We start from the raw sequence: 25,655 nt of genomic DNA, 5'->3' as shown, positions 1-25,655 counted from the left end.
TACCGCTGAACCGAAGTTCAGTGGGTCTCGGGGCGAAGGACCTTGGTCCGGAGAACCGACTCGTTCAGGTTCAGCTGTCGGTCAAGCTCCTTGACGACCGCAGGCTCGGCCTGGAGGTCGATGACCGAGTAGATGCCCTCGGGCTTCTTCTTGATCTCGTAAGCGAGACGACGACGGCCCCAGGTGTCGACCTTCTCGACCTTTCCGTTGCCCTCACGGACGACGGAGAGGAAGTTCTCGATCAGCGGGGAGACAGCGCGCTCCTCGAGATCGGGGTCGAGGATGACCATCACTTCGTAGTGACGCATGTGGAACCCACCTCCTTTGGACTCAGCGGCCACGGTCGTTCCGTGGCAGGAGGGTCGTGATGCGTGCGCACGGTGTCCGAGAACAGACACCGCGCAGCTGTACAGACTACCTGCTCGACTCCTTCCGGTTGAAATCCGGCGCCGGGGGGACACAATCTGTATCCATCGGGTGTGCTCGGTGCTATGCCCCCGGCCCCTGCCGGAGGCGGGCCCGAGCGCCGCTCTGCTTCAGCCAGGAGGTGCCTTCCGATGGCACAGGCCATGCAACCGCAGTCCCAGCCCCCTCCGATCTCGCTGCTGTCCACCGACGGCAAGCCCCACCCGCTCCAGGACACCCTGATGGCGGTCACCCTGGTCCTCGGAGCCGTGGCGTTCATCACGGCGTTCTTCCACAACCTGCACCTGCTCACCACGTGGGCGGGGCTGATCGGGATCCTGACGGGTCTGTACGGACAATTCGTCTCCGTCACGACACGCGAGCGCTTCGCACTGATCATCGGCCTTGGCGCGTCTGCCATCGGCTTCTTCATCGGCATGTTCCACGGCGGCCTCTTCGGCGGCTGACGGGGACCTGCGGGACACTCCTGCGGCGGGGCGCCGGCCGAGCAACGGCCCGGGCCCCGGCACGTCCCCCAGATGGGTGGCGCCCCTGTCGCAGTAGGCTTCGCGCCATAGCCAGCGAAGTCGCCGGAGGAGCACCCCGCATGAGCCTGTCCCTGAGGACCATCAGCCGAGAGCAGCATCTGGCGTACCTCCAGAGCCTGCCGTCGGCTAGCCACTGCCAGGTCCCGGCATGGGCCGACGTCAAGAACGAATGGCGTTCGGAAAACCTCGGCTGGTTCGACAAGTCCGACGAACTCGTCGGAGCCGCGCTGGTGCTGTACCGGCAGCTGCCGAAGGTGAAGCGGTACCTCGCGTACCTGCCCGAGGGCCCGGTCATCAACTGGTACGCCCCGAACCTGGAGGAATGGCTCCAGCCGATGCTGGCGCACCTGAAGAACCAGGGCGCCTTCACCGTGAAGATGGGCCCGCCCGTCGTCATCCGCCGCTGGAACGCCGCCGCCATCAAGGCCGGCATCCAGGACCCCGAGGTCAAGCGACTGCGCGACGTCGAGGCCTCGCACATCGAGCCCCGCGCCTTCGAGGTGTCCGACAAGCTGCGCCGCATGGGCTGGCAGCAGGCCGAGGACGGCGGCGCCGGCTTCGGCGACGTCCAGCCGCGCTACGTCTTCCAGGTGCCGCTGGCCAACCGCTCGCTGGACGACGTCCTCAAGGGCTTCAACCAGCTGTGGCGCCGCAACATCAAGAAGGCCGAGAAGGCCGGCGTCGAGGTCGTCCAGGGCGGCTACGACGACCTGCCGACCTGGCAGCACCTGTACGAGATCACCGCCGAGCGCGACAAGTTCCGCCCGCGCCCGCTCAGCTACTTCCAGCGCCAGTGGACGGCCCTCAACTCCGAGGACCCCAACCGGATGCGGCTGTACATCGCCAAGCACGAGGGGGAGCCGCTGGCCGCCGCCACGATGCTCACCGTCGGCCAGCACGTCTGGTACTCGTACGGCGCATCCGCCAACCACAAGCGCGAGGTCCGCCCGTCGAACGCGATGCAGTGGCGGATGCTCCGCGATTCGTACGCACTCGGTGCCGGCGTCTACGACCTGCGCGGTATCTCTGACACGCTGGACGAGAACGACCACCTGTTCGGGCTGATCCAGTTCAAGGTCGGCACGGGCGGCGAGGCCGTCGAGTACGTCGGTGAGTGGGACTTCCCGCTCAACAAGGTGCTCCACAAGGCGCTCGACATCTACATGTCGCGCCGCTGACCCCCACCCCACCCACACGAGAGGCACCGGACGGGCATGGCGCTCACGCTCTACGTCGACACCGCGCGCTGGCGTACGCACCAGAAGCAGGTCATGGACCAGTTCCCCGGACTGATCCCGGTCTGCAAGGGCAACGGCTACGGCTTCGGCCACGAGCGGCTGTGCGAGGAGGCCACCCGGATGGGTGCCGACGTCCTCGCCGTCGGCACCACGTACGAGGCCGCGAGCATCAAGGACCTGTTCGGCGGTGACCTGCTGGTCCTGACCCCGTTCCGGCGGGGTGAGGACCCGGTGCCGCTGCCGGACCGGGTGATCCGCTCGGTGGCCTCGCTGGACGGGGTCCGCGGCCTGGTCGGCGCCCGGGTGGTCATCGAGTGCATGAGCTCGATGCGCCGCCACGGCATCTCCGAGCAGGACCTGGGGCAGCTGCACGCCGCGATCGAGGACGTCCGGCTGGAGGGCTTCGCCCTGCACCTGCCGCTGGACCGCCCGGACGGCTCGGACGCCGTCGAGGAGGTCATCGGCTGGATGGACCGGCTGCGCGTGGCCCGGCTCCCGCTGCACACCATGTTCGTCAGCCACCTGCGGGCCGAGGAACTGGCGCGGCTGCAGCAGCAGTTCCCGCAGACCCGCTTCCGGGCCCGCATCGGCACCCGGCTGTGGCTGGGCGACCACGAGGCGACCGAGTACCGGGGTTCGGTCCTGGACGTCACGCGCGTCGCCAAGGGCGACCGCTTCGGCTACCGCCAGCAGAAGGCCGCCTCCGACGGCTGGCTCGTCGTGGTGGCCGGCGGTACCTCCCACGGGGTGGGCCTGGAGGCCCCCAAGGCCCTGCACGGCGTGATGCCGCGGGCCAAGGGCGTCGCCCGGGCCGGTCTGGCCACGGTCAACCGGAACCTGTCGCCCTTCGTGTGGGCGGGCAAGCAGCGCTGGTTCGCCGAGCCGCCGCACATGCAGGTGTCGATCCTGTTCGTGCCCTCCGACACGACCGAGCCGAAGGTCGGCGACGAGCTCGTGGCGCACCTGCGGCACACCACCACGCAGTTCGACCGGGTTCTCGACGCCTGAGACGCCCGGGACGCCCGAGACGCCCGGTTCGGGTCACGGTCCGTCGGCCGTGACCCGAACCGCTCAGGCTCCGGGGCCTGCGCCCCAGTCGACCCGCTGTCCCTCCGAGGGCGCCGCGTCCCGCGGCGCCCTCGCCGCGTCCGACAGCACGAACACGTCCTCGGCGCCGTCCAGGACGCCTCCGGAGGGGTCGTCCGAGCCGTCGCGGCGCACGACGTCGCGTTCGGGCATCAGGATGTCGCGGACCACGACCGCGCACAGGTACAGGGTGGCCACCAGGTGGGCGGCGATGGCCAGCTGGTAGCCCTCCGTGGGAAGCCCCTGGTGCTTGTCGGCGCTGGTCGTGTAGGCGAGGTAGAACCAGATCCCGAGGAAGTAGACGACCTCGCCGGCCTGCCAGATCAGGAAGTCGCGCCAGCGGGGCCGGGCCAGCGCGGCGAGCGGGATGAGCCACAGCACGTACTGCGGCGAGTAGACCTTGTTGGCCAGGATGAAGGCGGCGACGACGAGGAAGGCCAGCTGGGCGAAGCGGGGACGCCTGGGGGCGGTCAGGGTCAGCAGTCCGATGGCCCCGCACATCAGGAGCGTCAGCCCGGTCGCGTACGTGTTGGCGTCGTGGAGGGGGTTGCCCGTGCGCTGGGAGATCAGCAGCCACACGGAACCGAAGTCGATCGGCCGTTCCTGGCTGAAGGTGTAGAACTTCGACCAGCCGTCCCAGGCGAGGAGCATCACCGGCAGGTTCACTGCGAGCCAGGCGGCGGCCGCGCCGAGGGCCGCCGCGCCGAAGTCACGCCATTTCCCGGCGCGCCAGCAGAGCACGAAGAGCACCCCGAGGAGCAGCACGGGGTAGAGCTTGGCGGCGGTGGCCAGGCCGATGAAGACGCCGAAGAGCACCGTCCGGCCCCGGGACCACATGAGCATTCCGGCGGCGGTCAGGGCGATGGCCAGCAGGTCCCAGTTGATCGTCGCGGTGAGGGCGAAGGCCGGCGCGAGGGCGAAGAGCAGGGCGTCCCAGGGGCGGCGGCGGTGGGTGCGGGCGACGCACACCGCGATGACGGCGGCGCAGGCCATCAGCATGCCCGCGTTGACCATCCAGTACATCTGCTCGCGGTGCTGCATGGAGCCGCTGCCCGGCGTCAGCCAGGAGGCGACCTCCATGAAGAGCCCGGTGAGCACCGGGTACTCCAGGTACTCCATGTCACCGGGGAGCCGGTCGAAGTAGGGCGTGAGGTTGTCGGCGAAGCCGCGTGCCGCGAACAGGTGCGGGATGTCGGAGTAGCAGGCGTGCGTGTACTGCGAGCCCGCTCCCCGGAACCACGCCCAGTCGTAGCAGGGCAGCTTCTGCACCATGCCGAGGGCGAACATGCCGAGGGCGAGCAGGACCACGACGCGGACGGGCCCCAGCCAGTGCCCGCCGAGCCGTGCGTAGCGGCCGAGGGGGCCGCCGATGAACTCGCTTCCGGCTGCGGCGACCTCGTCCTGCTCCGTGGGCAGTACGGGACGGTCCTCGTGCACCTTGGTCATGGGGGTCATCCTGCCGTACCGGGCCGGACATGGGGGAAGGCCGTCGCACCGGGTGCGACGGCCTTCCTCTGTCCACGTGCCCGGGCGGGCCGGTCCCCTCACCGGGGCATCGACCGCTATCCCCCGGTGAAGCCTCCCGGCCTGCCGGGTCTGCCGCTGGTGGGCGTCGACGTCGGCGTTCCGCTGGGTCCGCCGTCACTGCCGCCGATCAGCCCTCCCGGGTCGCCTCCGCTGGGGGTCGGGGTCGGGTCGCAGTACAGCTCCCACCGCTTGCAGGGCTTGCCGCCCTTGGAGGGGGAGGGGCTGCCCGACGGCGTGGGCGACGGCGTCATCGACGGGGTCTGCGACGGCGACGGCGGGGCCGAGGGGGTCGGGGAGGGGGCACCGGAGGCGTTGGCGACGACGCCGACGTCATCGGGCTCGGGGAACTTCGACGGCTGCGTGCCCTTGACCGCTTCCATCATGTACTCGGTCCAGATCTCGGCCGGGATGTCACCACCGTGGATGGAGGGGATGTCGCCGACGCCCTTCATGGACTGCAGGGCCTTGTCGGCCGAGTTGGGGTCGCTGCGGAAGAGGACCACGGAGGTGGAGAGCTCCGGGGTGTAGCCGACGAACCAGGCCGACTTGTTCTCGTCCGTGGTACCGGTCTTGCCCGCGGCGGGCCGGCCCAGCTTCTTGACCTTGGTCGCGGTGCCGTTCTGGACCACGTTCTCCAGGACCTTGGTCACGTTGTCGGCGACGGAGTTGTCCATGGCCCGCTGGGCCTTGATCTGATCGAAGCCGGACAGCGGCACGCCGTCCTTCTCGACCTTGGTCACGGAGAACGGCTCGTGGTGCGTGCCGGAGGCCGCGAACGTGGCGTACGAGTCGGCCATGCGGATGGCGCTGGGGGTGGAGGTACCGAGCGCGAAGGAGGCGTCGTTGGCCTTGCTCATCGAGTCCGGGAGCAGGCCCGTGGACTCGGCCACCTTGCGGACCTTGTCGTGGCCCACGTCGAAGACGAGCTGGGCGAACGGGACGTTGATGGACTTCTCCATCGCCTCGTTGAGGGTCACGTACCCGTAGGCGGTGGGGCTCTCGTTCTTCTGCTTGAAGGGGGTGCCGTCCTTGCCGCGCAGCGGCACGCCGTCACGGTTGTTGATCACGGTGAGGTCGTTCGCCTGGTACTTGCTGTCGGCGGAGATGCCCTTGCCGTTGGAGTTCTGCGTGCCGTACTGCATGGCCGCGGCGAGCACGTAGGGCTTCCAGGTCGAGCCGACCGGGACACCGGTGGTGTTGGCGTTGTTGCTGAAGTACTTGTGGTCCCAGCCCGGGCCGCCGTACAGGGCCACGAGCGCGCCGGTCTTGGCGTTCACGGAGGCCGCGCCGAACTGCACGAAGGTGTCGGTGTCCGGGCGCTTCTTCTCGTCGATCAGGCCGGCGCGGGTGTCCTCGACGGCCTTGGCCAGGGCGTCCACCTTCGGCTTCTCGAACGTGGTCGTGATCTCGTACCCGCCCAGGGCCATCTGCTCGGCGGTGATGTTCTTGGTCTTCATCACGTACGCCTTGGCCGTGTCGACCAGGTAGCCGATCTGGCCGGTCATCCCGCGGGCCTGCGCCGACTCGACGCGGGCGGGGAAGTCCTTGTCCGCGTACTTCGCGCGCTCGGCCTTGTCCATCCGGCCCACCTCGACCTCGCGGTCCAGGACCCAGGCCCAGCGCTTGCGGGCGCGCTGCTCGTTGAGCTCGGGGGTGGCCGCGGTGCCGATGCCGCCGTCCGGGTTGTACAGGTTGGGGCCCTTGAGCACGGAGGCCAGGAAGGCGCACTCCGACGGGTTCAGGTCCTTGCTGTCCTTGCCGAAGTAGGCGCGGGCGGCGGCCTGGATGCCGTAGGCGTCCCGTCCGTAGTAGGCGGTGTTGAGGTAGCCGGCGAGGACGGTGTCCTTCTCCTCGGTGGTGCCCAGCTTGATCGCGATGAAGAGCTCGGTGACCTTGCGCTTGAGCGTCTGCTCGGAGTCCAGGTAGGTGTTCTTCACGTACTGCTGGGTGATGGTCGAGCCGCCCTGGGTGGAACCGCCCGTGGCCATGTTCCACACGGCGCGGGCGATGCCCATGGGGTCGACGCCCTTGTCCGTCTCGAAGGACTCGTTCTCCGCGGAGATCACCGCGTCCCTCATCGACCGGGGAATGCTGGAGATCGGCACGATCTGCCGGTTCATCGAACCGCCGGTCGCCACCATCTGTTCGCCGTCGGCCCACTTGAAGACGTTGTTCTGCGCCTGCGCGGCCTTGTTCGGGTCGGGCGTGTTCACCATGGCGATGCCGATGCCCGCACCGGCGATGATGATCGAGAAGAAGCCCAGGGCCGTACCGCAGACGAGCTTCCAGGACGGCAGGAACCGCTTCCAGCCCTCCCGGTCCGACCGCGGGTAGTTGATCAGCCGCTTGTCGGGACGGGCGCCACCGCGACCGGCGTTCCCGGCGCCCCGGCCCGCGGTCCCGGAGCCCCTGCCGCGCCCTCCGGACCCTCTCTGGCCGGCCCGGCGGGCTCCCGGTCTGCCGCCGTGCGCGGAGGGTTCCGTATAGGGGCCGCTGTGTGACGCCGCAGGGACGTCACGTCCGGTCCCGGCGCCCCTTCCGGGGCGCTGCTGGGCGGCTCGGCGGGCCTCGGCCCGCCCGCCACTCTGGGGCTGCGACGGTTTGCGGCGGTGCTCGCTCATCGAACGACTACTCCTCGGGCAGGCGAGTGGCCTGGAAGCGGCAGGTGAATTCCGGTTCCCCCGGTGTCATGGCGCACAGACTACGCACGGTCAAAACCCGACTAGTGCCGAAGTTCACCCCAAATCAGGCAACTTGCCTCGCGCGAATTGGTGATGTGATGCCGGTCACCACGTCGCCACTTGTCGACCGACTCGGCCCGTTCTATCGTCTGGATGTATCGAGCCGATACATCAGCTCGGTATAAAGACACAGGGTCGAAGGAGAGGCAGGCGGATGAGCAGGCGCTCAGGCATCCTCGAATTCGCCGTCCTCGGCCTGCTCCGCGAATCCCCCATGCACGGCTACGAGCTGCGCAAGCGGCTCAACACCTCGCTTGGGGTCTTCAGAGCCTTCAGCTACGGAACGCTCTACCCCTGCCTCAAGACGCTGGTCGCCAACGGCTGGTTGATCGAAGAGCCGGGCAACGCTCCGGAGGACGCCCTCGCCGCTTCACTCGCAGGGCGCCGCGCCAAGATCGTCTACCGGTTGACGGCCGCCGGGAAGGAGCACTTCGAAGAGCTCCTCTCCCACACCGGCCCCGACACCTGGGAGGACGAGTCCTTCGCCGCCCGCTTCGCCTTCTTCGGTCAGACCGAACGCGAGGTGCGCATGCGGGTCCTGGAGGGCCGTCGCAGCCGGCTGGAAGAGCGCCTGGAGAAGATGCGCGCCTCACTGGCCCGCACGCGGGAGCGACTCGACGACTACACGCTCGAGCTGCAGCGGCACGGCATGGAGTCCGTGGAGCGCGAAGTGCGCTGGCTGAACGAGCTCATCGAGAGCGAGCGGGCGGGACGGGATCAGAGACGACCCGGTCCGTCCGACGAAACTGCAAAATGAGGCCTGCATCTCGCAGCCCTCGTCCGAGAACAAACAGGGAGCAACCGGAATGGGTTCGGTTCGCGTAGCCATCGTCGGCGTAGGCAACTGCGCCGCCTCGCTGGTGCAGGGCGTCGAGTACTACAAGGACGCCGACCCGGCGTCCAAGGTCCCCGGTCTGATGCACGTCCAGTTCGGCGACTACCACGTGCGTGACATCGAGTTCGTCGCCGCGTTCGACGTCGACGCGAAGAAGGTCGGCCTCGACCTTTCGGACGCCATCGGCGCCAGCGAGAACAACACCATCAAGATCTGCGACGTCCCGAACGCGGGGGTGACCGTCCAGCGCGGCCACACCCTGGACGGCCTGGGCAAGTACTACCGCCAGACGATCGAGGAGTCCGCCGAGGCCCCGGTCGACGTGGTCCAGGTCCTCAAGGACCGCGAGGTCGACGTCCTGATCTGCTACCTGCCCGTCGGTTCCGAGGCTGCGGCGAAGTTCTACGCCCAGTGCGCCATCGACGCCAAGGTCGCCTTCGTCAACGCCCTCCCGGTCTTCATCGCCGGCACCAAGGAGTGGGCGGACAAGTTCACCGAGGCCGGTGTCCCGATCGTCGGCGACGACATCAAGTCGCAGGTCGGCGCCACCATCACGCACCGCGTGATGGCGAAGCTGTTCGAAGACCGCGGTGTCCGTCTCGAGCGCACCATGCAGCTCAACGTCGGCGGCAACATGGACTTCAAGAACATGCTGGAGCGCGAGCGCCTGGAGTCGAAGAAGATCTCCAAGACGCAGGCCGTCACCTCGCAGATCCCCGACCGTGAGCTCGGCGAGAAGAACGTCCACATCGGCCCGTCCGACTACGTCGCGTGGCTCGACGACCGCAAGTGGGCCTACGTCCGCCTCGAGGGCCGCGCCTTCGGCGACGTCCCGCTGAACCTCGAGTACAAGCTCGAGGTGTGGGACTCCCCGAACTCCGCCGGTGTCATCATCGACGCCCTGCGCGCCGCGAAGATCGCCAAGGACCGCGGTATCGGCGGCCCGATCCTGTCGGCGTCCAGCTACTTCATGAAGTCCCCGCCGGTGCAGTACTTCGACGACGAGGCCCTGGCCAACGTCGAGAAGTTCATCAAGGGCGAGGTCGAGCGCTAGTCGAACCCCCAAGGGTCCTCACGGACACCTGGACTTCGGCAGTTCTTCGCGGAGGGTCCCCGGGCAATGTGCCCGGGGACCCTCCGCGTATGTGACCCTTGCCCTCATGCCTGTCGTACGTGATCTGCGCGTACTCCTGCGCCTGAGGGACTTCCGCAACCTGCTCGCCGTACGGCTGCTCTCCCAGGCCGCCGACGGCGTCTACCAGGTCGCGCTGGCCACGTACGTGGTCTTCTCCCCGGAGAAACAGACCTCGCCCGCGGCCATCGCCTCGGCCATGGCGGTACTGCTGTTGCCGTACTCGCTGATCGGGCCCTTCGCCGGGGTGCTGCTCGACCGGTGGAGGCGCCGCCAGGTCTTCCTCTACGGCAACCTGCTGCGGGCCTTCCTCGCCTGCCTCACCGGGATGCTGATCGTGATCCAGGTCCCCGACTGGCTGTTCTACGCCTCGGCCCTGTCCGTGACCGCGGTCAACCGCTTCGTCCTCGCCGGACTCGCCGCCTCCCTGCCCCACGTCGTCGGCCCCGACCAGTTGGTCACCGCGAACGCGCTCTCCCCGACCGCCGGCACCCTCGCCGCCACCGCCGGCGGAGGACTGGCCTTCCTCGTCCGGCTGCTGGCCTCCGATTCCAACGCGATCGTCGTCCTGCTCGCCGCCGCCTTCTACCTGTGCTCGGCGCTGGTCTCGCTGCGCCTGGCCATCGGCCTCCTGGGACCCGACCACCCGCCGGGCGCGACCCACCCGTCCTTCACCGAGGGAATCGCCCTCACCGTCCGGGGCATGGCCGCAGGCCTGCGCCACCTCGCCTCGCGCAGGGACGCAGCCCGGGCGCTCACCGCGATGACCGTGATGCGGTTCTGCTACGGAGCGCTGACCGTCACCCTGCTGATGCTCTGCCGCTACTCCTGGTCGCAGACCGAGGCCGAGGGGCTGGCCCTGCTCGGCATGGCGGTCGGCGCCTCCGCCGCCGGATTCTTCGCGGCCGCCGTGGTGACCCCCTGGCTGGTGGGCCGGCTGGGCACCCTCGGCTGGATCACCGCATGCTCCGCGGCCTCCGCCGTCCTCGTCCCGGCCCTCGGCCTCTTCTTCGACTTCGGACCGATGCTGGTCGCCGCGTTCGTCCTCGGCCTCACGACCCAGGGAGCCAAGATCGCCACCGATACGGTCGTCCAGTCCCAGGTGGACGACGACTACCGCGGCCGCGTCTTCTCCGTCTACGACGTGCTGGTCAACGTCTCGTTCGTCAGTGCCGCGGCGGTGTCCGCGCTCATGCTCCCCGCCGACGGGCGCTCCGCGGTCCTGCTCCTCGGCGTGGGCGCCCTCTACGCGGCGACCGCACTGCTCCTGGGCCGCCAGACGCGACGTTTCACGTGAAACAGTCCCGGCCCCAGACCGGCGGGGGCGATGTTTCACGTGAAACATCGCCCCCGCCGGTCCTGGATCAGGCCTGCGCGGCCCACCACTCCTTGAGGGCGGCGACCGCCGCCTCGCGCTCCATCGGGCCGTTCTCCAGCCGCAGGTCCAGCAGGAACGCGTACGCCTTGCCGATCAACGGCCCCGGGCCCACGTCCAGCACCCGCATGATCTCGTTGCCGTCCAGATCGGGCCTGATCGCATCCAGCTCCTCCTGCTCCTTCAGCTGGGCGATGCGCACCTCCAGCCCGTCATAGGTACGGGAGAGCGCATTGGCCTTGCGCTTGTTGCGCGTGGTGCAGTCGGAGCGGGTCAGCTTGTGCAGACGCTCCAGCAGCGGGCCGGCGTCGCGGACGTAGCGGCGCACCGCGGAGTCGGTCCACTCCCCGTCGCCGTAGCCGTGGAAGCGCAGGTGCAGCTCCACCAGCCGGGACACGTCCTTGATCATGTCGTTGGAGTACTTCAGAGCGGTCAGCCGCTTCTTGGTCATCTTCGCCCCCACCACCTCGTGGTGGTGGAAGGAGACCCGGCCGTCGCTCTCGAAGCGGCGCGTCCGCGGCTTGCCGATGTCGTGCAGCAGCGCCGCGAGCCGCAGCACCAGGTCCGGGCCGTCCTCCTCCAGCGCGATCGCCTGCTCCAGCACGATCAGCGAGTGGTCGTAGACGTCCTTGTGCCGGTGATGCTCGTCACGCTCCAGCCGCAGCGCGGGCAGCTCGGGCAGCACCCGGTCGGCCAGCCCGGTGTCCACGAGCAGACCCAGACCCTTGCGCGGGTTGGCGGACAGGAGCAGCTTGTTCAGCTCCGCCTGCACCCGCTCCGCCGAGACGATCTCGATCCGGTCGGCCATCGCCTTCATCGCGGCCACGACCTCGGGGGCCACCTCGAAGTCCAGCTGCGCCGCGAACCGCGCCGCCCGCAGCATCCGCAGCGGGTCGTCGGAGAACGAGTCCTCCGGCGTACCGGGAGTGCGCAGGACGCCGGCGGCCAGATCGTCCAGGCCGCCGTGCGGGTCGATGAACTCCTGCTCCGGCAGAGCCAGGGCCATGGCGTTGACCGTGAAGTCACGCCGGACCAGGTCCTCCTCGATGGAGTCGCCGTAGGAGACCTCGGGCTTGCGCGAGGTGCGGTCGTACGCCTCGGAGCGGTACGTCGTCACCTCGATCTGGAAGCCCTCCTTCTGGACGCCGATGGTGCCGAAGGCGATGCCCACGTCCCACACCGAGTCGGCCCAGGGGCGGACGATCTTCAGCACGTCCTCGGGACGGGCGTCGGTGGTGAAGTCGAGGTCGTTGCCGAGCCGCCCGAGCAGCGCGTCGCGGACGGACCCGCCGACCAGGGCGAGGCGGAAACCCGCCTCCTGGAACCGGCGGCCGAGATCGTCGGCGACAGGAGCGACCCGCAGCAGTTCACTGACCGCGCGGCGCTGCACCTGACTCAGGGCACTGGGGTTGTCTTCATTGGCGTTCGGCACAACAGAAAAGGGTACGTGCCCGGCCCGCCAGGGGCTTCCCCGTTTCACGGCGCCCCGGTGCACCGGGAACCCGGGGCCGAGCCGATCATGTGGAGCAACCGCGCGGCACTCGCGCACAGCGGGCCTCGTTACCATGCGTGGACGCACAAAACGACGACCACTGACTTCGAGGGACGGCTAGCGCGTGGCGGAAGCGGCAGACATCCAGGGGGCGTCCCCCGCCCCTGCCCGGCGCCGCTGGCTGCGGCGCACGATGATCCTGCTCGCAGGGACCCCGGTACTCGCCGCTCTGGTCTACGCCCCCGCCCCGAAGGCCGAAGCGGCCACGGGCCCGTCGGTCGACGTCCAGCTGCTGTCCATGGCTCCCACCGCACCGGTCAAGGGCGACACCCTCACCATCGAGGGCGTCGTGGTCAACAACGGCTCCGAGACGATCAACGACGCCCACGTGGGCCTGCGCGTCGGGCCCGCGCTCGCGGACCGCTCGTCCATCGGCGAGGCCGCGGAGCGCAGCGGTTTCCGGGCGGGCAACGACCCGGGTGAGATCGACCCGGCCTACGCCGTGAAGATCGACCGGCTGGCCTCGAAGGTCAGTCGGCCGTTCACCCTCTCCGTCCCGGTCAACAAGCTCGAACTGGACAAGGACGGCGTCTACCAGCTCGGCGTCTCCCTGTCCGGCGTGAGCGACAGCCGCCCCTCCGAGCAGGTCCTCGGCATCAAGCGGACCTTCCTGCCCTGGCAGCCCGAAGCCGCAGCCAAGCGCGCCCAGCTCACCTACGTGTGGCCGCTGATCTCCACCACCCACCTGACCGCCGAGACCGGCTCGGACGAGATCCAGACCCCCGTCTTCCTCGACGACTCCCTCGCCGAGGACCTCAAGCCCGCGGGCCGCCTGGGCCAGATGGTCTCGCTCGGCAAAGAACTCCCGGTCACCTGGGTCATCGACCCCGACCTGCTGGCCACGGTCGACGCGATGACCAAGGGCTACCGGGTCCGCGTCCCGGGCGGCAAGCCCGTCCAGGGCAAGAACAAGGCCGTCGCCGAGCAGTGGCTGAGCGCCTTGGAAACCGCCGTACAGGGCAAGAAGGTCGTCGCCCTGCCCTTCGCCGACCCCGACCTGGCCTCCCTCGCCCACCGCGGCAAGGACGTCTCGGGCAGCCTGGGGCAGCTGCGACCCGCCACCGACAAGGCGAAGCAGGCCGTCGAGACGGTCCTGCACGTCCCCACGACCACGGACTTCTCCTGGCCCGTCGACGGCGCCATAGACCCCTCGATCGTCAACGTCGCCACCTCGGCCGGTGCCCACAACGTCCTGGCCCGCAGCGACAGCCTCCAGGAGAGCGGCGCCCTCGGCTACACGCCCTCCGCCGCACGGCCGATCGGCGCCGGAGCCACCGCGATCGTCGCGGACGCCGAACTCTCCACCGCCTTCGAGGGCGACATGCTGAGCGCCACGAACTCGACGCTCGCCGTACAGCGCTTCCTCGCCGACAGCCTCGCCCTCAACCTGCAGAAGACGGGGGAGCAGCGCAGCTTCGTCGTCACCCCCCAGCGGATGCCCACCGTCAGCCAGGTGCAGACGATGGCGGCAGCCCTCCGCGGCCTCCAGGCCGGCCGCTGGACCCAGCCGGCGGACCTCGAAGCCGCCGCCGCGGCCAAGCCCGACCCCGGGGCCACCACCCAGGTACCGGGCGCCGGACAGTACCCCGAGGCCCTCGCCAAGCAGGAAATGCCGGTATCGGCCTTCGAGAAGATCCGCACCACCCAAAACACCCTCGACCACTTCAAGGTGATCCTCGCCGCACCCGACCGCGTGGAGATCCCCTTCGGCAACACCACCAACCGGGAGATGTCCACCTCCTGGCGCGGCCGTCCCGAGGCGGCCGGCCCCTACCGGGACCAGGTGCAGGAGTACCTGCTCGGCCTGACGCAGAAGGTCAAGGTCGTCCCGAAGTCCGACGCCACCCTGTCCGGACACAGCGCCACCATTCCGGTCAGCGTCCAGAACAGCCTCGTCCAGGACGTCCACGACCTCGTCCTGCGGGTCAAGTCCGCCAACCCGACCCGCCTGATGTTCGGCGACAGCGGCCAGACGGAACAGCAGGTCTCCGTCCAGGGCGACCACACCCAGACCGTGAAGTTCCCCGCCAACGCCACCGCGAGCGGCCCCGTCGAGGTCACCGCGCAGCTCTTCACCAAGGACGGCATCCCCTACGGCGAACCGCGCAAGTTCACCGTCGAGGCCACCGAGGTCACCCCCACCGTCATGCTCGTGATCGCCGGCGGTGTGCTCCTCCTCGTCCTGGCAGGCATGAAGATGTACGCCAGCCGCAAGCGCGTCGCGGCCCGCGCGGCCGCCGAGGAGAGCACGCAGCCGAGTGACGAGTCCCCGGACACCGGACCGCAAAGCGTGGACGGGTCCGGCACGGGTGAGACAGTGAACCGTTGAGCGATACCGTGGCCGGCCGGCCTGGGGACGATGAGGTGGGGTTTCGATGAACGCGCCGTACGACGGTGACCGCGCGCAGGGCACTGGTGGGCCCTCGCCCGCCCAGGGCACTGCCCCGGGCACTCCGGTGCCGGGGCAGGTTCCCGCGCCCGCGCCCGCGCCGGAAAACGACCCTTATGTCCAGGACGCCTACGACAACGACCCGTACCGGGCTCAGGACCTCTCCGCCCAGGACCCGGTCGCCGAGGTGCTCTACGACCGCGCCTCGCACCCGCCGCCGCCCCCCGGCACCTTCCAGGAGCCGGGCCCGCTGTACGCGGCGCCGACCGCACCCTCCTACGCGCCCGACTCCCGCGTGTGGGCCCAGACCCCGCCGCCCGAGCCGGACGGCCCCTCCCGCCACCTGCCGTACGGCGACCACGCCACCACCACGCAGTTCGTCGGCGTGGACTCCCTGGTCACCAATGCCGCGGACGAGCAGCCCGAGCCCGACGCGTTCGCGCACCTCTACCGCGACCAGGAGGCGGCCCCCCGTACCCCCGCCGAGGACGCCCCCGTCGCGACCCCGGCACCGAGCAAGCCCGCCGGCCGCGCCGCGAGCCTCCTCAAGTCCAGCGCGCTCATGGCCGCCGGCACGATCGTCTCCCGCATCACCGGCTTCCTGCGGACCCTGGTCATCGCCGGCGCCATCGGCGTCGGCACCTTCAACGACACCTACCAGGTCGCCAACACCCTGCCCACGATGATCTACGTGCTGGTCGGCGGCGGCGCCCTCAACGCCGTCTTCATCCCGCAACTGGTCCGGGCCATGAAGAACGACGACGACGGGGGAGAGGCCTACGCCAACCGGCTGCTGACCCTCGTCGTGGTCCTGCTGGCCGCCGTCACCACCATCTGCGTCCTGGCCGCCCCGGTGTTCATCACGATGATGTCGCCGAAGATCGCCTCCGACCCCGCCCAGATGGACGTCGCGGTCGCCTTCGCCCGCTACTGCCTGCCCACGATGTTCTTCATGGGCGTCCACGTGGTCCTCGGTCAGATCCTCAACGCCCGGGGCCGCTTCGGCGCCATGATGTGGACCCCGGTCCTCAACAACATCGTCGTCATCGCCACCTTCGGCGCCTTCATCTGGGCCTTCGGCAGCTTCACCACCTCCGGCGTCAGCGCCACCACCGTCACCCCCGAAGGCGTCCGCCTGCTGGGCCTGGGCACCCTGCTGGGCCTCACCGTCCAGGCCCTCGCGATGCTCCCCTACCTGCGCGACGCCGGCTTCTCCCCCCGCCTGCGCTTCGACTGGAAGGGCCACGGCCTCGGCAAGGCCGCCCGCCTGGCCAAGTGGACGTTCTTCTTCGTCCTCGCCAACCAGGTCGGCCTCGTCGTCGTCACCCAGCTCGCCACCTGGGCCGGATCCGTCGCCGAGAAGCAGGGACACCCCGGCACCGGCATCACCGCCTACAACTACGCGCTGCTGCTGTGGCAGATGCCGCAGGCGATCATCACCGTCTCCGTCATGACGGCCGTCCTGCCCCGCATCTCCCGCTCCGCCCACGACGGCGACGCCGCCGCCGTCCGCGACGACATCTCCTACGGCCTGCGCACCTCGGCCGTCGCGATCGTCCCCTGCGCCTTCGCGTTCCTCGCCCTCGGCGTCCCCATGGCCACCCTGCTCTACGCGGGCTCCGGCGCAGGCGCCCAGAACATCGGCTACGTCCTGATGGCCTTCGGCCTCGGACTGATCCCCTACTCCGTCCAGTACGTCGTCCTGCGCGGCTTCTACGCCTACGAGGACACCCGGACGCCCTTCTACAACACCGTCATCGTCGCCGCCGTCAACGCGGCCGTCTCCACCGCCGCGTTCTTCGTGCTCCCCGCACGCTGGGCCGTCGTCGGCATGGCCGCGGCCTACGGCCTGGGCTACGCCGTGGGCGTGGGGGTCGCCTGGCGCCGCCTCAAGACCCGCCTCGGCGGCGACCTCGACGGCGCCCACGTGGCCCGCACCTACGCCCGCCTGACGGGCGCCTGCGTCCCCGCCGCCGCGGTCGCGGGAGCGGTCGCCTACGGGGTCACCCAGGCACTCGGCAGCGGAGTCGCCGGCTCGGCCGCGGCCCTCACGGCCGGCGGCATCGCCCTGGCCGCCGTCTTCCTCCTCGCCGCCAAGCGGATGCGGATCGAAGAGCTCAACGCGATGGTCGGAATGATCCGCGGGCGTTTGGGGCGCTGATGCGCACAACCGTCGCCCCCTTTCGTGTGTCGTGCATAGCGTCGGACTGTGGGCACAATTGGCATGGCTTCGCAGACTGGCCGACAGCGCGTAACGGATGGGGAGGCGGGAACGACGGTGGCGGAACGTAGCACGGCTGCCGTCGACGTGGCCGACAACAGCGGCGACGAGCCGCTGGCCGCTCAGGCGGCACAGGCCACGGCCGACGGGGTGGACACCCAGAACGGACAAGCCGCGGACGGACCCATGCCCGAAAAGGACGGCGAACGCAGCAGCGCGGCCCCCGCGGCCGCACCCGAACTCCACAGCGGCCACAAGCTCGCCAGACGCTACCGGCTCGAGGAGTGCGTCACCCGTCTGGACGGATTCAGCAGCTGGCGTGCGATGGACGAGAAGCTGCGCCGCGCCGTGGGCGTCCACCTGCTCCCCGCCGACCACCCCCGGGCCCGCTCCGTCCTGGCCGCCGCCCGCTCCTCCGCCCTGCTCGGCGACCCCCGGTTCGTCCAGGTTCTCGACGCCGTGGAGGAGAACGACCTCGTCTACGTCGTCCACGAGTGGCTCCCCGACGCCACCGAACTCACCGCGGTGCTCGCCGCGGGCCCCCTGGAACCTCACGAGGCCTACCAGCTCGTCCACCAGATCTCCCAGGCCATGACCGCCGCGCACCGCGAGGGTCTCGCCCACCTGCGCCTGACGCCCAGCGCGATACTGCGCACCTCCACCGGCCAGTACCGCATCCGCGGCCTCGCCGTGAACGCCGCCCTGCGCGGCATCACCAGCGAGACCCCTCAGCGCGCCGACACCGAGGCCATCGGGGCACTCCTGTACGCCGCCCTGACCCAACGCTGGCCGTACGAGAACGACGCCTACGGCCTCACCGGCCTGCCCAAGGGCGTCGGCCTGATCGCCCCCGACCAGGTCCGCGCCGGCGTCCACCGCGGCCTGGGCGAACTCGCCATGCGCGCCCTCGCCAACGACGGGGCCACCGCCTCCAGCCAGGAACCCGCCTGCACCACCCCCGAGGAGCTGGCCAAGGCCGTCGCCGCGATGCCCCGCATCCGGCCCCCGGAGCCCGCCTTCACGGCCCCTCCCGAGTACCAGCAGACCACCTACCAGCAGGGCAGCTACGGCCGCCCCGTCCCCGCGGGCGTCACCACCGTCCAGAGCCGCCCCGTCGTCCCGCCGCCGCCCCCGCTGCAGAGCCGCACCGGCCGCGCCCTGAAGTGGGGCGTCGCGGCCCTCCTCATCGCCGCCCTCGGCCTGGGCAGCTGGCAGCTCGCGGACACCCTCCTGGGCCGCGGCACCCAGGGCGAGAGCGGCAGCAGCAACAACCAGCCCAAGAACAACGACGCCCCGAAGGCACCGGAGCTCGTCACGCTGCCGATCAAGAAGGTCGAGGAGTACTACCCGGACGGCAAGCCGCAGAACATCGAGGGTGCCGAGAACAGCATCGACGCCGACGAAAACTCGTTCTGGCGGACCTACAAGTTCGACGACGGTCCCGACATGGGGGCGTACAAGGCGGGCCTCGGCCTCGTCTTCGACCTGGGACAGGAAGAGGAAGTGAGCGCCGCTTCCATAGCGCTCAGGTTCTCCGGCAACCGCACGACCGCGACGATCTACGCGGCACCCGACATGTCGTCGTCGACCCAAGTCAAGAGCATGCAGAAGATCGCCACCGGCACCACCTCCGGCAAGAAGCTCGACCTCGTGGCCGAGACTCCGGTCAAGACCCGCTACGTGGTCCTGTGGTTCACGGCCATGCCGCATTCCGGCGCTTCCGAATTCAGCGGCGCCGGCTACAAGCAGGGCGTCTCGAACGTCGTCTTCTCCAGAACCTCATAGCAAAACAGGCCTGCGGGGAGGCAAACCCCGCAGGCCCGCAGTACCGCCTCATGTCCGGTCAGTACGAGGCAGTCCGCGTGTTCAGGCTCGTGTTCGAGTACTGCGACCAACCCTCGGCAAACGAGTTGAGCGGATCCTTGTCATACACCATGGACGTGTAGCAGGTGTAGCTGCCGAGGGAATCGCTGTAGCTCAGGTTCGAGCAGTTGTAGGCTTTTCCATCGTTGTTACGATTGATCTGAGCCTTTCCCCAAGCGTTATCAGAAAGCCTGATGCGCGCCCACGCGGTGTGGCACTTGACGCTGTACCGCAGTTCAACCACGCCGAGCGTCCAATTCGAAGTACCGATGTACGCCGACTGCTTGGTCGTGGCGTCGGCTGCGCATCCAGCCGATGACGGGTCCTGCCCGTCCATGGAGTAGGAGGCAGCATAAGCATTACCCGGAATTGCCGCCGCCAGAAGCGGCGCCGCTATGAGAGCAGGAACGAACTTCCCAAGCTTTCGCATCGAGTCTCCCCATACCTGAATATCAACCAAAAGCAGATCCCGCAGAAGATGATCTTCGTCGTAGGGTTGCAGAATCAAGTCCGATGAGGTTGAAATGTCCGGTTACTCCTATTTACTTTCAGGGGGGAAACCGGTTCAATACCTGCACGCCGCCAACCAGAGGGGAATCATGAGGCCGTCGGCTGACGATCCCGCCTCGATCCCGGATCAGAAGCTCCTCGCGCTGCACGTCGCAGGGGATCCCGACGCCTTCGGGGAGATCGTGCGGCGGCACCGGGACCGGCTGTGGGCCGTGGCCCTGCGGACGCTCGGCGACCGTGAAGAGGCCGCCGACGCCGTGCAGGACGCCCTCGTCTCCGCCTACCGGGCCGCCCACACCTTCCGCGGGGAATCCGCCGTCACCACCTGGCTCCACCGCATCACCGTCAACGCCTGCCTCGACCGCGCCCGCAAGGCCGCCTCCCGCAGGACCGCGCCCCTCGACGACACGGACCGCCTGGAGCGCCTCCTCGAACCCCACGAGTCCGCCGAGGCCCCCGCGGAGCGCCAGGACCTCCACCGCCAGCTCCTGGCCGCCCTCGGCACCCTCCCGGCCGAACAACGGGCCGCGCTCGTCCTCGTCGACATGCAGGGATACTCCGTCGCCGAAGCCGCCCACGTCCTCGACGTACCCACCGGCACGGTCAAAAGCAGGTGCGCACGCGGCCGCGCGAAACTCGTCCCGATGCTCACTCATCTGCGCACCAATGCCGGGGATAACACCGCCACCGAGCGGGGAAGGAACCGGACGCCGGGGACTCCCGTCCCACCTGCGACAGAACCCCGGCAACCAGACCAAGACGCAGACCCAGTGAAGGGCGGAGGTGGACGACCGTGAGCCCCACAGCCGACACGACCGGCACGATCCGACACCCGGACGTCTCGGAGATCTCCGACCTCACCGAAGGCCTCCTCTCTCCGTCCCGCACCGCCGAGATCCGCAGCCACCTCGGCGACTGCTCCCTGTGCGCCGACGTCCGCGCCTCCCTCGACGAGATCCGCTCCCTCCTCGGCACCCTCCCCGGACCGGCCCGGATGCCCGCCGACATCGCGGGCCGCATCGACGCCGCCCTCGCGGCCGAAGCACTCCTCGACGCCACCCGCGACAAGGACAGCCGACGGCCCGCCCCCCGGCCCCACACCCCCGCACCCACCGATGTTTCACGTGAAACATCGGCCCCCCACCGCCCCACCGGTCACCCGACCGGCCCAACCGGACCGGGGCGGCGCCGCGCCCGCCGGCGCATCGCCGTCATCACGGGACTCGCCTCGGCCGCCGCCTGCGCCCTCGGCATCTTCCTCTTCGGCGATTTCTCCGGCCCCGCGCAGCACGACACCACCGCCAGCAGCCGGGCCTCCAGCTCCGACACCGGAGCAGCCACCGGCGCGTACACGGCACAAGGCCTCCAGGACAGCGTCCGGCGCATCCTCCCTCCGGAGCCGGGCGCCAAGACCGCGCCCGAGGAGCAGAACAACACCCTGGGCCACGAGGACTCCCCCGCCGCACCCGTCGCCCCCGGCGACCGGCGCGCCCCCGGGCCCGTCCCCGCCTGCGTCCAGCACGCCACGGGCCGCCCGGACACCCCGCTCGCCTCCGAGCGCGGCAGCTACCAGGGTGCCCCCGTCTACCTCCTCGTCCTGCCCCACCCCGGCAACCCCGCGAGCGTCGACGCCTACCTCGTCGACAGCTCCTGCGAGAACACCGGTTCGCCCACCGGAAAGCTCCTCCTGACGAACACCTACCCCCGAACCTGACCCGTTCAGGTCCACGGGGGACAGCCGGGGAATGCATGCGCCGTAGGATCCGTTGGGTGGGGTGAGAGTCCGCACCGGCCCCCGGTAGGCAACACGCAGTCCGCAGAGACGAGGAAGAAACCCGTGAGCGACGTACGAAACGTGATCATCATCGGCTCCGGGCCGGCCGGTTACACCGCCGCCCTGTACACCGCACGCGCTTCGCTCAAGCCGCTGGTCTTCGAAGGTGCCGTCACCGCCGGTGGCGCACTGATGAACACCACCGAGGTGGAGAACTTCCCCGGCTTCCAGGACGGGATCATGGGCCCGGACCTCATGGACAACATGCGCGGCCAGGCCGAGCGGTTCGGCGCCGAGCTCGTCCCGGACGACATCGTCGCCGTGGACCTCACCGGTGAGATCAAGACCGTCACCGACACCGCCGGCACCGTCCACCGCGCCAAGGCCGTCATCGTCACCACCGGCTCCCAGCACCGCAAGCTCGGCCTGCCCAACGAGGACGCCCTCTCCGGCCGCGGTGTCTCCTGGTGCGCCACCTGCGACGGGTTCTTCTTCAAGGACCACGACATCGCCGTCGTCGGCGGCGGCGACACCGCGATCGAGGAAGCGACCTTCCTCTCCCGGTTCGCCAAGTCCGTCACGATCGTCCACCGCCGCGACAGCCTGCGCGCCTCCAAGACCATGCAGGACCGCGCCTTCGCCGACCCGAAGATCAAGTTCGCCTGGGACAGCGAAGTCGCCGAGATCCACGGCGAGCAGAAGCTCTCCGGCCTCACCCTGCGCAACACCAAGACCGGTGAGACCACCGAGCTGCCCGTGACCGGCCTCTTCATCGCCGTCGGCCACGACCCGCGCACCGAGCTGTTCAAGGACCAGCTGGAGCTCGACGAAGAGGGCTACCTCAAGGTCGACGCCCCCTCCACCCGGACCAACGTCACGGGCGTCTTCGGCGCCGGCGACGTCGTGGACCACACCTACCGTCAGGCCATCACCGCCGCGGGCACCGGCTGCTCCGCCGCCCTCGACGCCGAGCGCTTCCTCGCCGCCCTCGCGGACGCCGAGAAGGCCCACGCCGCGGTCTGACCCTCACACCAGCCCCACCCCAACACCCCGCAGGAATGAAGAAGGAGGCCGCAGTGGCCGGCACCCTCAAGAACGTGACCGACGCAGACTTCGACGCCGAGGTCCTCAACAGCGACAAGCCCGTACTGGTGGACTTCTGGGCCGCCTGGTGCGGTCCGTGCCGCCAGATCGCGCCGTCCCTCGAGGCCATCGCCGCCGAGTACGGCGACCAGATCGAGATCGTCAAGCTCAACATCGACGAGAACCCGGCCACCGCCGCCAAGTACGGCGTCATGTCCATCCCGACGCTGAACGTCTACCAGGGCGGCGAGGTCGCCAAGACCATCGTCGGCGCGAAGCCGAAGGCCGCCATCCTGCGCGACCTCTCCGACTTCGTCGAGGTCAAGACCGCCTGACGCGTCACCGCTCCACGTGAAACGGGGCCGCCCCTCCCGGGGGCGGCCCCGTTTCGCGCGTTCCGGGACTCACAGCGGACGCAGCGCCGGCTCCTTCCGCGCCCTCGCCCCGCCCAACAGACGGTCCAGGGCCAGCTCGACGTCCTCCTTCCAGGACAACGTCGTGCGCAGTTCAAGCCTCAGCCGGGGATGAGAGGGATGCGGACGGACGGTCTTGAACCCCACCGACAGCAGATGGTCGGCCGGCAAGAGACAGGCAGGCCCTTCCCACCTCGCGTCGCCGAACGCCTCGATCGCCTTGAACCCCCGCCGCAGGAGGTCCTTCGCCACCGTCTGGACCATCACCCGCCCCAGCCCTTGCCCCTGATACCCCGGCATGATCCACGCCGTGATCAACTGCACCGCGTCCGGAGACACCGGACTCGTCGGAAAAGAAGCGGCTCTCGGTACGTACGCCGGCGGCGCGTACAGCACGAACCCCACCGGGACCTCGTCCACGTACACCACCCGGCCACAGGAACCCCAGTCCAACAGGACGGCGGAGATCCAGGCCTCCTTCTCCCCCTCCGAGGTCCCCGCCTTCACGGCGGCCCCACCGGTGACGGGATCCAGCTCCCAGAACACACAGCTCCTGCAACGCCTGGGCAGGTCCCGGAGGTTGTCCAGAGTGAGCGGTACCAGCCGACGACCCATGACCACATCGTAAACACAGCCCCCTGCTTCTTCGAGTGCGGACATCTCGAAGAAGCAGGGGGCTGCAAAAGGAACCTGCGGGAACTACTCCTCGGAAAGACCCTGCTCCAGCACCCGGCCCTCGCCCGGCGCCAGCGTCCCCAGAATCCGCTCCAGATCCTCCATCGAGGCGAACTCGACGGTGATCTTGCCCTTCTTCTGGCCCAGGTCCACCTTCACCCGAGTCTCGAACCGGTCCGACAGCCGCGTCGCCAGCTCACTCAGAGCCGGAGCCACCCGGGCACCCGCACGCGGGCCCTTCGGCTTCACCTTGCTCGGAGGCTCCGCCGCCATCAGCGTCGTGATCTCCTCGACCGTACGCACCGACAGCCCCTCGGACACGATCCGCTGCGCCAGCAGATCCTGCTGCTCAGAGTCCTCCACCTTCAGCAGCGCCCGCGCATGCCCCGCCGACAGCACACCCGCCGCCACCCGGCGCTGCACCGAAGGCGACAGGTTGAGCAGCCGCAGCGTGTTCGACACCTGGGGACGCGAACGTCCGATCCGGTCGGCCAGCTGGTCGTGCGTGCAGTTGAAGTCCCGCAGCAGCTGGTCGTACGCGGCAGCCTCCTCCAGCGGGTTCAGCTGCGCCCGGTGCAGGTTCTCCAACAGAGCGTCCAGCAGGAGCTTCTCGTCGTCCGTCGCCCGGATGATCGCCGGAATGCTCTCCAGGCCCGCCTCCCGGCACGCCCGCCAGCGCCGCTCACCCATGATCAGCTCGTAGCGGCCCGGCGTCGACTGCCGTACCACCACCGGCTGGAGCAGACCCACCTCCTGAATGGAGGTCACCAGCTCGGCCAGCGCATCCACGTCGAACACCTCACGCGGCTGCCGCGGGTTCGGCGTGATCGCATCCATCGGGAGCTCAGCGAACATCGCTCCCGCCACCACGTTCGCCTCGGGCACCGCCACCGGCTCGCTCACCGGCTCGACGGCAACCGATGTTTCACGTGAAACATCCGCCTGCGCCAGCGAAGCGAGCTTCGCCGCCGCGACCCCCCGCTCCGAAGGCAGCACCGGCACCGCAGACGGAGACGTCGACCCCGCACCGATCACCGGCGGCGTCTTCTCCTGCGGAGCCGCGGGGATCAGCGCACCCAGCCCCCGCCCCAGGCCTCTACGTCGATCGCTCACTGGATCCCCTCCGCCACACTCTGCGTGCTGTTCAGGCCCGCGCCCATATGGGCTTGCTGGGCGTCGTACTGCATTCCGACCCCGCGATACGCGATCTCCCGCGCCGCCTCCAGGTAGGAGAGGGAACCACTGGAACCCGGGTCATAGGTGAGCACCGTCTGCCCATAGCTCGGCGCCTCCGAGATGCGCACCGAGCGCGGGATGCTCGTCCGCAGCACCTCGTTGCCGAAGTGCGTGCGCACCTCCTCCGCCACCTGCGAAGCCAGCCGGGTCCTGCCGTCGTACATCGTCAGCAGGATCGTCGACACGTGGAGCGCCGGATTCAGATGGGCCCGCACCAGATCCACATTGCGCAGCAGCTGGCCCAGACCCTCCAGCGCGTAGTACTCGCACTGGATCGGGATCAGCACCTCCGCGCCGGCCACCAGCGCGTTCACCGTCAGCAGTCCCAGTGAGGGCGGGCAGTCGATCAGGATGTAGTCCAGGGGCTGCTCGTACGCCTGGATCGCGCGCTGCAGCCGGCTCTCCCTCGCCACCAGCGACACCAGCTCGATCTCCGCACCCGCCAGGTCGATCGTGGCGGGAGCACAGAAGAGGCCCTCCACGTCCACCACGGGCTGCACGACCTCCAGCAGGGGCCGGCTGTCCACGAGCACGTCATAGATCGACGGCACGTCCGCGTGGTGGTCGATGCCCAGCGCCGTGGAGGCATTGCCCTGCGGGTCGAGGTCGACCACCAGGACCCGCGCCCCGTGCAGGGCCAGCGAGGCCGCCAGGTTCACGGTCGTCGTGGTCTTGCCCACGCCGCCCTTCTGGTTGGCGACCACGATGACCCGGGTCTGCTCCGGCCGGGGAAGCCTCTCACCGGACCGCCCCAGCGTCTCGACCGCCAGCTGAGCGGCTCGGCCGATCGGGGTCTCGTTGTCTACAAGGGGCGCCGATGTTTCACGTGAAACATCCTCGCCCGGTGATTCAGAGCGGGGACCGGGGACCGGGTCGGCCATCGGCCCCGCGAGGTTGGCGTCGGACCGCACGGTGTCACTCTCCTCGACATCAGGCTCGCGATGAACAGAGCCTGCCATGTCACCCGGCTCGCGAACCAGCGGGGCCCTTACTCCTGTGGATGAATCCACCGATGTGGACAACTCCGTCCCCCTCGCGTCCTTCTTCTCGCG

General features: G+C 69.4%; 21 protein-coding genes. 13 read left to right on the top strand and 8 right to left on the bottom strand.

Annotated elements, in window-relative coordinates:
• Window positions 1-17 precede the first annotated feature (17 nt).
• The gene (gene rpsF / locus ACFYZL_RS15810) at window positions 18-308 is read right to left on the bottom strand and encodes a 30S ribosomal protein S6 (protein ID WP_015034882.1); all 291 of its coding nucleotides are present in this window, start codon (window positions 306-308) and stop codon (window positions 18-20) included.
• A 249-nt stretch (window positions 309-557) separates the two neighbouring features.
• On the opposite strand from rpsF, the gene ACFYZL_RS15805 reads away from it, so the two are divergent.
• The 3 genes from ACFYZL_RS15805 (at window position 558) to ACFYZL_RS15795 (ending at window position 3,199) form a co-directional block, all read left to right on the top strand.
• On the top strand, window positions 558-872 hold the full coding sequence (locus tag ACFYZL_RS15805) for a hypothetical protein (RefSeq protein ID WP_384580194.1): 315 nt from the start codon (window positions 558-560) through the stop codon (window positions 870-872).
• A gap of 140 nt (window positions 873-1,012) precedes the next feature.
• Window positions 1,013-2,131 carry a lipid II:glycine glycyltransferase FemX gene (locus ACFYZL_RS15800; RefSeq protein ID WP_388679361.1) on the top strand — a complete coding sequence of 373 codons (1,119 nt, stop codon included), beginning with the start codon at window positions 1,013-1,015 and terminating at the stop codon, window positions 2,129-2,131.
• A 36-nt stretch (window positions 2,132-2,167) separates the two neighbouring features.
• On the top strand, window positions 2,168-3,199 hold the full coding sequence (locus ACFYZL_RS15795) for an alanine racemase (RefSeq protein ID WP_388679358.1): 1,032 nt from the start codon (window positions 2,168-2,170) through the stop codon (window positions 3,197-3,199).
• A 63-nt stretch (window positions 3,200-3,262) separates the two neighbouring features.
• On the opposite strand, the gene ACFYZL_RS15790 is transcribed toward ACFYZL_RS15795, so the two are convergent.
• Together ACFYZL_RS15790 and ACFYZL_RS15785 are read right to left on the bottom strand one after the other, a co-directional pair.
• Window positions 3,263-4,723: a glycosyltransferase family 87 protein gene (locus ACFYZL_RS15790; RefSeq protein ID WP_384754955.1), complete on the bottom strand. Its 1,461-nt coding sequence runs from the start codon at window positions 4,721-4,723 to the stop codon at window positions 3,263-3,265.
• A gap of 116 nt (window positions 4,724-4,839) precedes the next feature.
• Window positions 4,840-7,425 carry a transglycosylase domain-containing protein gene (locus ACFYZL_RS15785; RefSeq protein WP_388679354.1) on the bottom strand — a complete coding sequence of 862 codons (2,586 nt, stop codon included), beginning with the start codon at window positions 7,423-7,425 and terminating at the stop codon, window positions 4,840-4,842.
• A 274-nt stretch (window positions 7,426-7,699) separates the two neighbouring features.
• On the opposite strand from ACFYZL_RS15785, the gene ACFYZL_RS15780 reads away from it, so the two are divergent.
• The 3 genes from ACFYZL_RS15780 (at window position 7,700) to ACFYZL_RS15770 (ending at window position 10,809) form a co-directional block, all read left to right on the top strand.
• Complete coding sequence (locus tag ACFYZL_RS15780) at window positions 7,700-8,302, top strand: PadR family transcriptional regulator (RefSeq protein WP_136210355.1); 603 nt, start codon at window positions 7,700-7,702, stop codon at window positions 8,300-8,302.
• 49 nt (window positions 8,303-8,351) lie between these two features.
• Window positions 8,352-9,434, top strand: coding sequence for an inositol-3-phosphate synthase (locus ACFYZL_RS15775; RefSeq protein ID WP_384754962.1), 1,083 nt, complete (start codon window positions 8,352-8,354; stop codon window positions 9,432-9,434).
• A gap of 106 nt (window positions 9,435-9,540) precedes the next feature.
• Window positions 9,541-10,809 (top strand): MFS transporter, encoded by a 1,269-nt coding sequence (locus tag ACFYZL_RS15770; protein ID WP_388679349.1) that lies wholly within the window; start codon window positions 9,541-9,543, stop codon window positions 10,807-10,809.
• 67 nt (window positions 10,810-10,876) lie between these two features.
• On the opposite strand, the gene ACFYZL_RS15765 is transcribed toward ACFYZL_RS15770, so the two are convergent.
• Window positions 10,877-12,319: a CCA tRNA nucleotidyltransferase gene (locus tag ACFYZL_RS15765; RefSeq protein ID WP_384747837.1), complete on the bottom strand. Its 1,443-nt coding sequence runs from the start codon at window positions 12,317-12,319 to the stop codon at window positions 10,877-10,879.
• Window positions 12,320-12,503: 184 nt separating this feature from the next.
• On the opposite strand from ACFYZL_RS15765, the gene ACFYZL_RS15760 reads away from it, so the two are divergent.
• From ACFYZL_RS15760 to ACFYZL_RS15750, 3 genes are all read left to right on the top strand, one after another.
• Window positions 12,504-14,768, top strand: coding sequence for a DUF6049 family protein (locus tag ACFYZL_RS15760; RefSeq protein ID WP_384747840.1), 2,265 nt, complete (start codon window positions 12,504-12,506; stop codon window positions 14,766-14,768).
• A gap of 46 nt (window positions 14,769-14,814) precedes the next feature.
• On the top strand, window positions 14,815-16,989 hold the full coding sequence (gene murJ / locus ACFYZL_RS15755) for a murein biosynthesis integral membrane protein MurJ (RefSeq protein ID WP_388679345.1): 2,175 nt from the start codon (window positions 14,815-14,817) through the stop codon (window positions 16,987-16,989).
• A 117-nt stretch (window positions 16,990-17,106) separates the two neighbouring features.
• On the top strand, window positions 17,107-18,834 hold the full coding sequence (locus ACFYZL_RS15750; protein WP_388679342.1) for a protein kinase family protein: 1,728 nt from the start codon (window positions 17,107-17,109) through the stop codon (window positions 18,832-18,834).
• Between the two features lie 58 nt (window positions 18,835-18,892).
• On the opposite strand, the gene ACFYZL_RS15745 is transcribed toward ACFYZL_RS15750, so the two are convergent.
• A complete protein-coding gene (locus ACFYZL_RS15745) occupies window positions 18,893-19,420 on the bottom strand; it encodes a DUF2690 domain-containing protein (protein ID WP_388679339.1) in 528 nt (175 codons plus the stop codon).
• 91 nt (window positions 19,421-19,511) lie between these two features.
• Here ACFYZL_RS15745 and sigM point away from each other — a divergent pair, with 91 nt between their 5' ends.
• The 4 genes from sigM to trxA all read left to right on the top strand — a co-directional run bounded on the left by sigM (window position 19,512) and on the right by trxA (window position 22,614).
• Window positions 19,512-20,219, top strand: coding sequence for an RNA polymerase sigma factor SigM (gene sigM, locus ACFYZL_RS15740; RefSeq protein ID WP_388679336.1), 708 nt, complete (start codon window positions 19,512-19,514; stop codon window positions 20,217-20,219).
• Window positions 20,216-21,136: a hypothetical protein gene (locus ACFYZL_RS15735; RefSeq protein ID WP_384747851.1), complete on the top strand. Its 921-nt coding sequence runs from the start codon at window positions 20,216-20,218 to the stop codon at window positions 21,134-21,136. The genes sigM and ACFYZL_RS15735 overlap by 4 nt, the downstream gene beginning before the upstream one ends.
• Window positions 21,137-21,259: 123 nt before the next feature.
• On the top strand, window positions 21,260-22,219 hold the full coding sequence (gene trxB, locus ACFYZL_RS15730) for a thioredoxin-disulfide reductase (protein ID WP_388679332.1): 960 nt from the start codon (window positions 21,260-21,262) through the stop codon (window positions 22,217-22,219).
• Window positions 22,220-22,272: 53 nt separating this feature from the next.
• Window positions 22,273-22,614 carry a thioredoxin gene (gene trxA, locus ACFYZL_RS15725; protein ID WP_384747855.1) on the top strand — a complete coding sequence of 114 codons (342 nt, stop codon included), beginning with the start codon at window positions 22,273-22,275 and terminating at the stop codon, window positions 22,612-22,614.
• Between the two features lie 69 nt (window positions 22,615-22,683).
• On the opposite strand, the gene ACFYZL_RS15720 is transcribed toward trxA, so the two are convergent.
• The 3 genes from ACFYZL_RS15720 to ACFYZL_RS15710 all read right to left on the bottom strand — a co-directional run bounded on the left by ACFYZL_RS15720 (window position 22,684) and on the right by ACFYZL_RS15710 (window position 25,562).
• Window positions 22,684-23,307 carry a GNAT family N-acetyltransferase gene (locus tag ACFYZL_RS15720; protein ID WP_384747858.1) on the bottom strand — a complete coding sequence of 208 codons (624 nt, stop codon included), beginning with the start codon at window positions 23,305-23,307 and terminating at the stop codon, window positions 22,684-22,686.
• A gap of 84 nt (window positions 23,308-23,391) precedes the next feature.
• Window positions 23,392-24,480 (bottom strand): ParB/RepB/Spo0J family partition protein, encoded by a 1,089-nt coding sequence (locus ACFYZL_RS15715; protein ID WP_384729486.1) that lies wholly within the window; start codon window positions 24,478-24,480, stop codon window positions 23,392-23,394.
• Entirely contained in the window at window positions 24,477-25,562 is a 1,086-nt protein-coding gene (locus ACFYZL_RS15710) for an AAA family ATPase (RefSeq protein WP_384747861.1), read from the bottom strand. Before ACFYZL_RS15710 ends, ACFYZL_RS15715 begins: the two co-directional genes overlap by 4 nt.
• Between the last annotated feature and the right edge of the window lie 93 nt (window positions 25,563-25,655).

Origin of the sequence: Streptomyces sp. NPDC001717 (genome assembly GCF_042892775.1) — a bacterium.
Lineage (GTDB): Bacteria > Actinomycetota > Actinomycetes > Streptomycetales > Streptomycetaceae > Streptomyces.
Note: the sequence above shows the minus strand (reverse complement) of the source record. Positions and strands in the feature narration are given on the sequence as shown.

Bases quoted from the DNA above. Each gene is read 5' to 3' on its own strand.
- rpsF (WP_015034882.1), bottom strand. From the start codon at position 308: ATGCGTCACTACGAAGTGATGGTCATCCTCGACCCCGATCTCGAGGAG.
- ACFYZL_RS15805 (WP_384580194.1), top strand. From the start codon at position 558: ATGGCACAGGCCATGCAACCGCAGTCCCAGCCCCCTCCGATCTCGCTG.
- ACFYZL_RS15800 (WP_388679361.1), top strand. From the start codon at position 1,013: ATGAGCCTGTCCCTGAGGACCATCAGCCGAGAGCAGCATCTGGCGTAC.
- ACFYZL_RS15795 (WP_388679358.1), top strand. From the start codon at position 2,168: ATGGCGCTCACGCTCTACGTCGACACCGCGCGCTGGCGTACGCACCAG.
- ACFYZL_RS15790 (WP_384754955.1), bottom strand. From the start codon at position 4,723: ATGACCAAGGTGCACGAGGACCGTCCCGTACTGCCCACGGAGCAGGAC.
- ACFYZL_RS15785 (WP_388679354.1), bottom strand. From the start codon at position 7,425: ATGAGCGAGCACCGCCGCAAACCGTCGCAGCCCCAGAGTGGCGGGCGG.
- ACFYZL_RS15780 (WP_136210355.1), top strand. From the start codon at position 7,700: ATGAGCAGGCGCTCAGGCATCCTCGAATTCGCCGTCCTCGGCCTGCTC.
- ACFYZL_RS15775 (WP_384754962.1), top strand. From the start codon at position 8,352: ATGGGTTCGGTTCGCGTAGCCATCGTCGGCGTAGGCAACTGCGCCGCC.
- ACFYZL_RS15770 (WP_388679349.1), top strand. From the start codon at position 9,541: ATGCCTGTCGTACGTGATCTGCGCGTACTCCTGCGCCTGAGGGACTTC.
- murJ (WP_388679345.1), top strand. From the start codon at position 14,815: ATGAACGCGCCGTACGACGGTGACCGCGCGCAGGGCACTGGTGGGCCC.
- sigM (WP_388679336.1), top strand. From the start codon at position 19,512: ATGAGGCCGTCGGCTGACGATCCCGCCTCGATCCCGGATCAGAAGCTC.
- ACFYZL_RS15720 (WP_384747858.1), bottom strand. From the start codon at position 23,307: ATGGGTCGTCGGCTGGTACCGCTCACTCTGGACAACCTCCGGGACCTG.
- ACFYZL_RS15710 (WP_384747861.1), bottom strand. From the start codon at position 25,562: ATGGCAGGCTCTGTTCATCGCGAGCCTGATGTCGAGGAGAGTGACACC.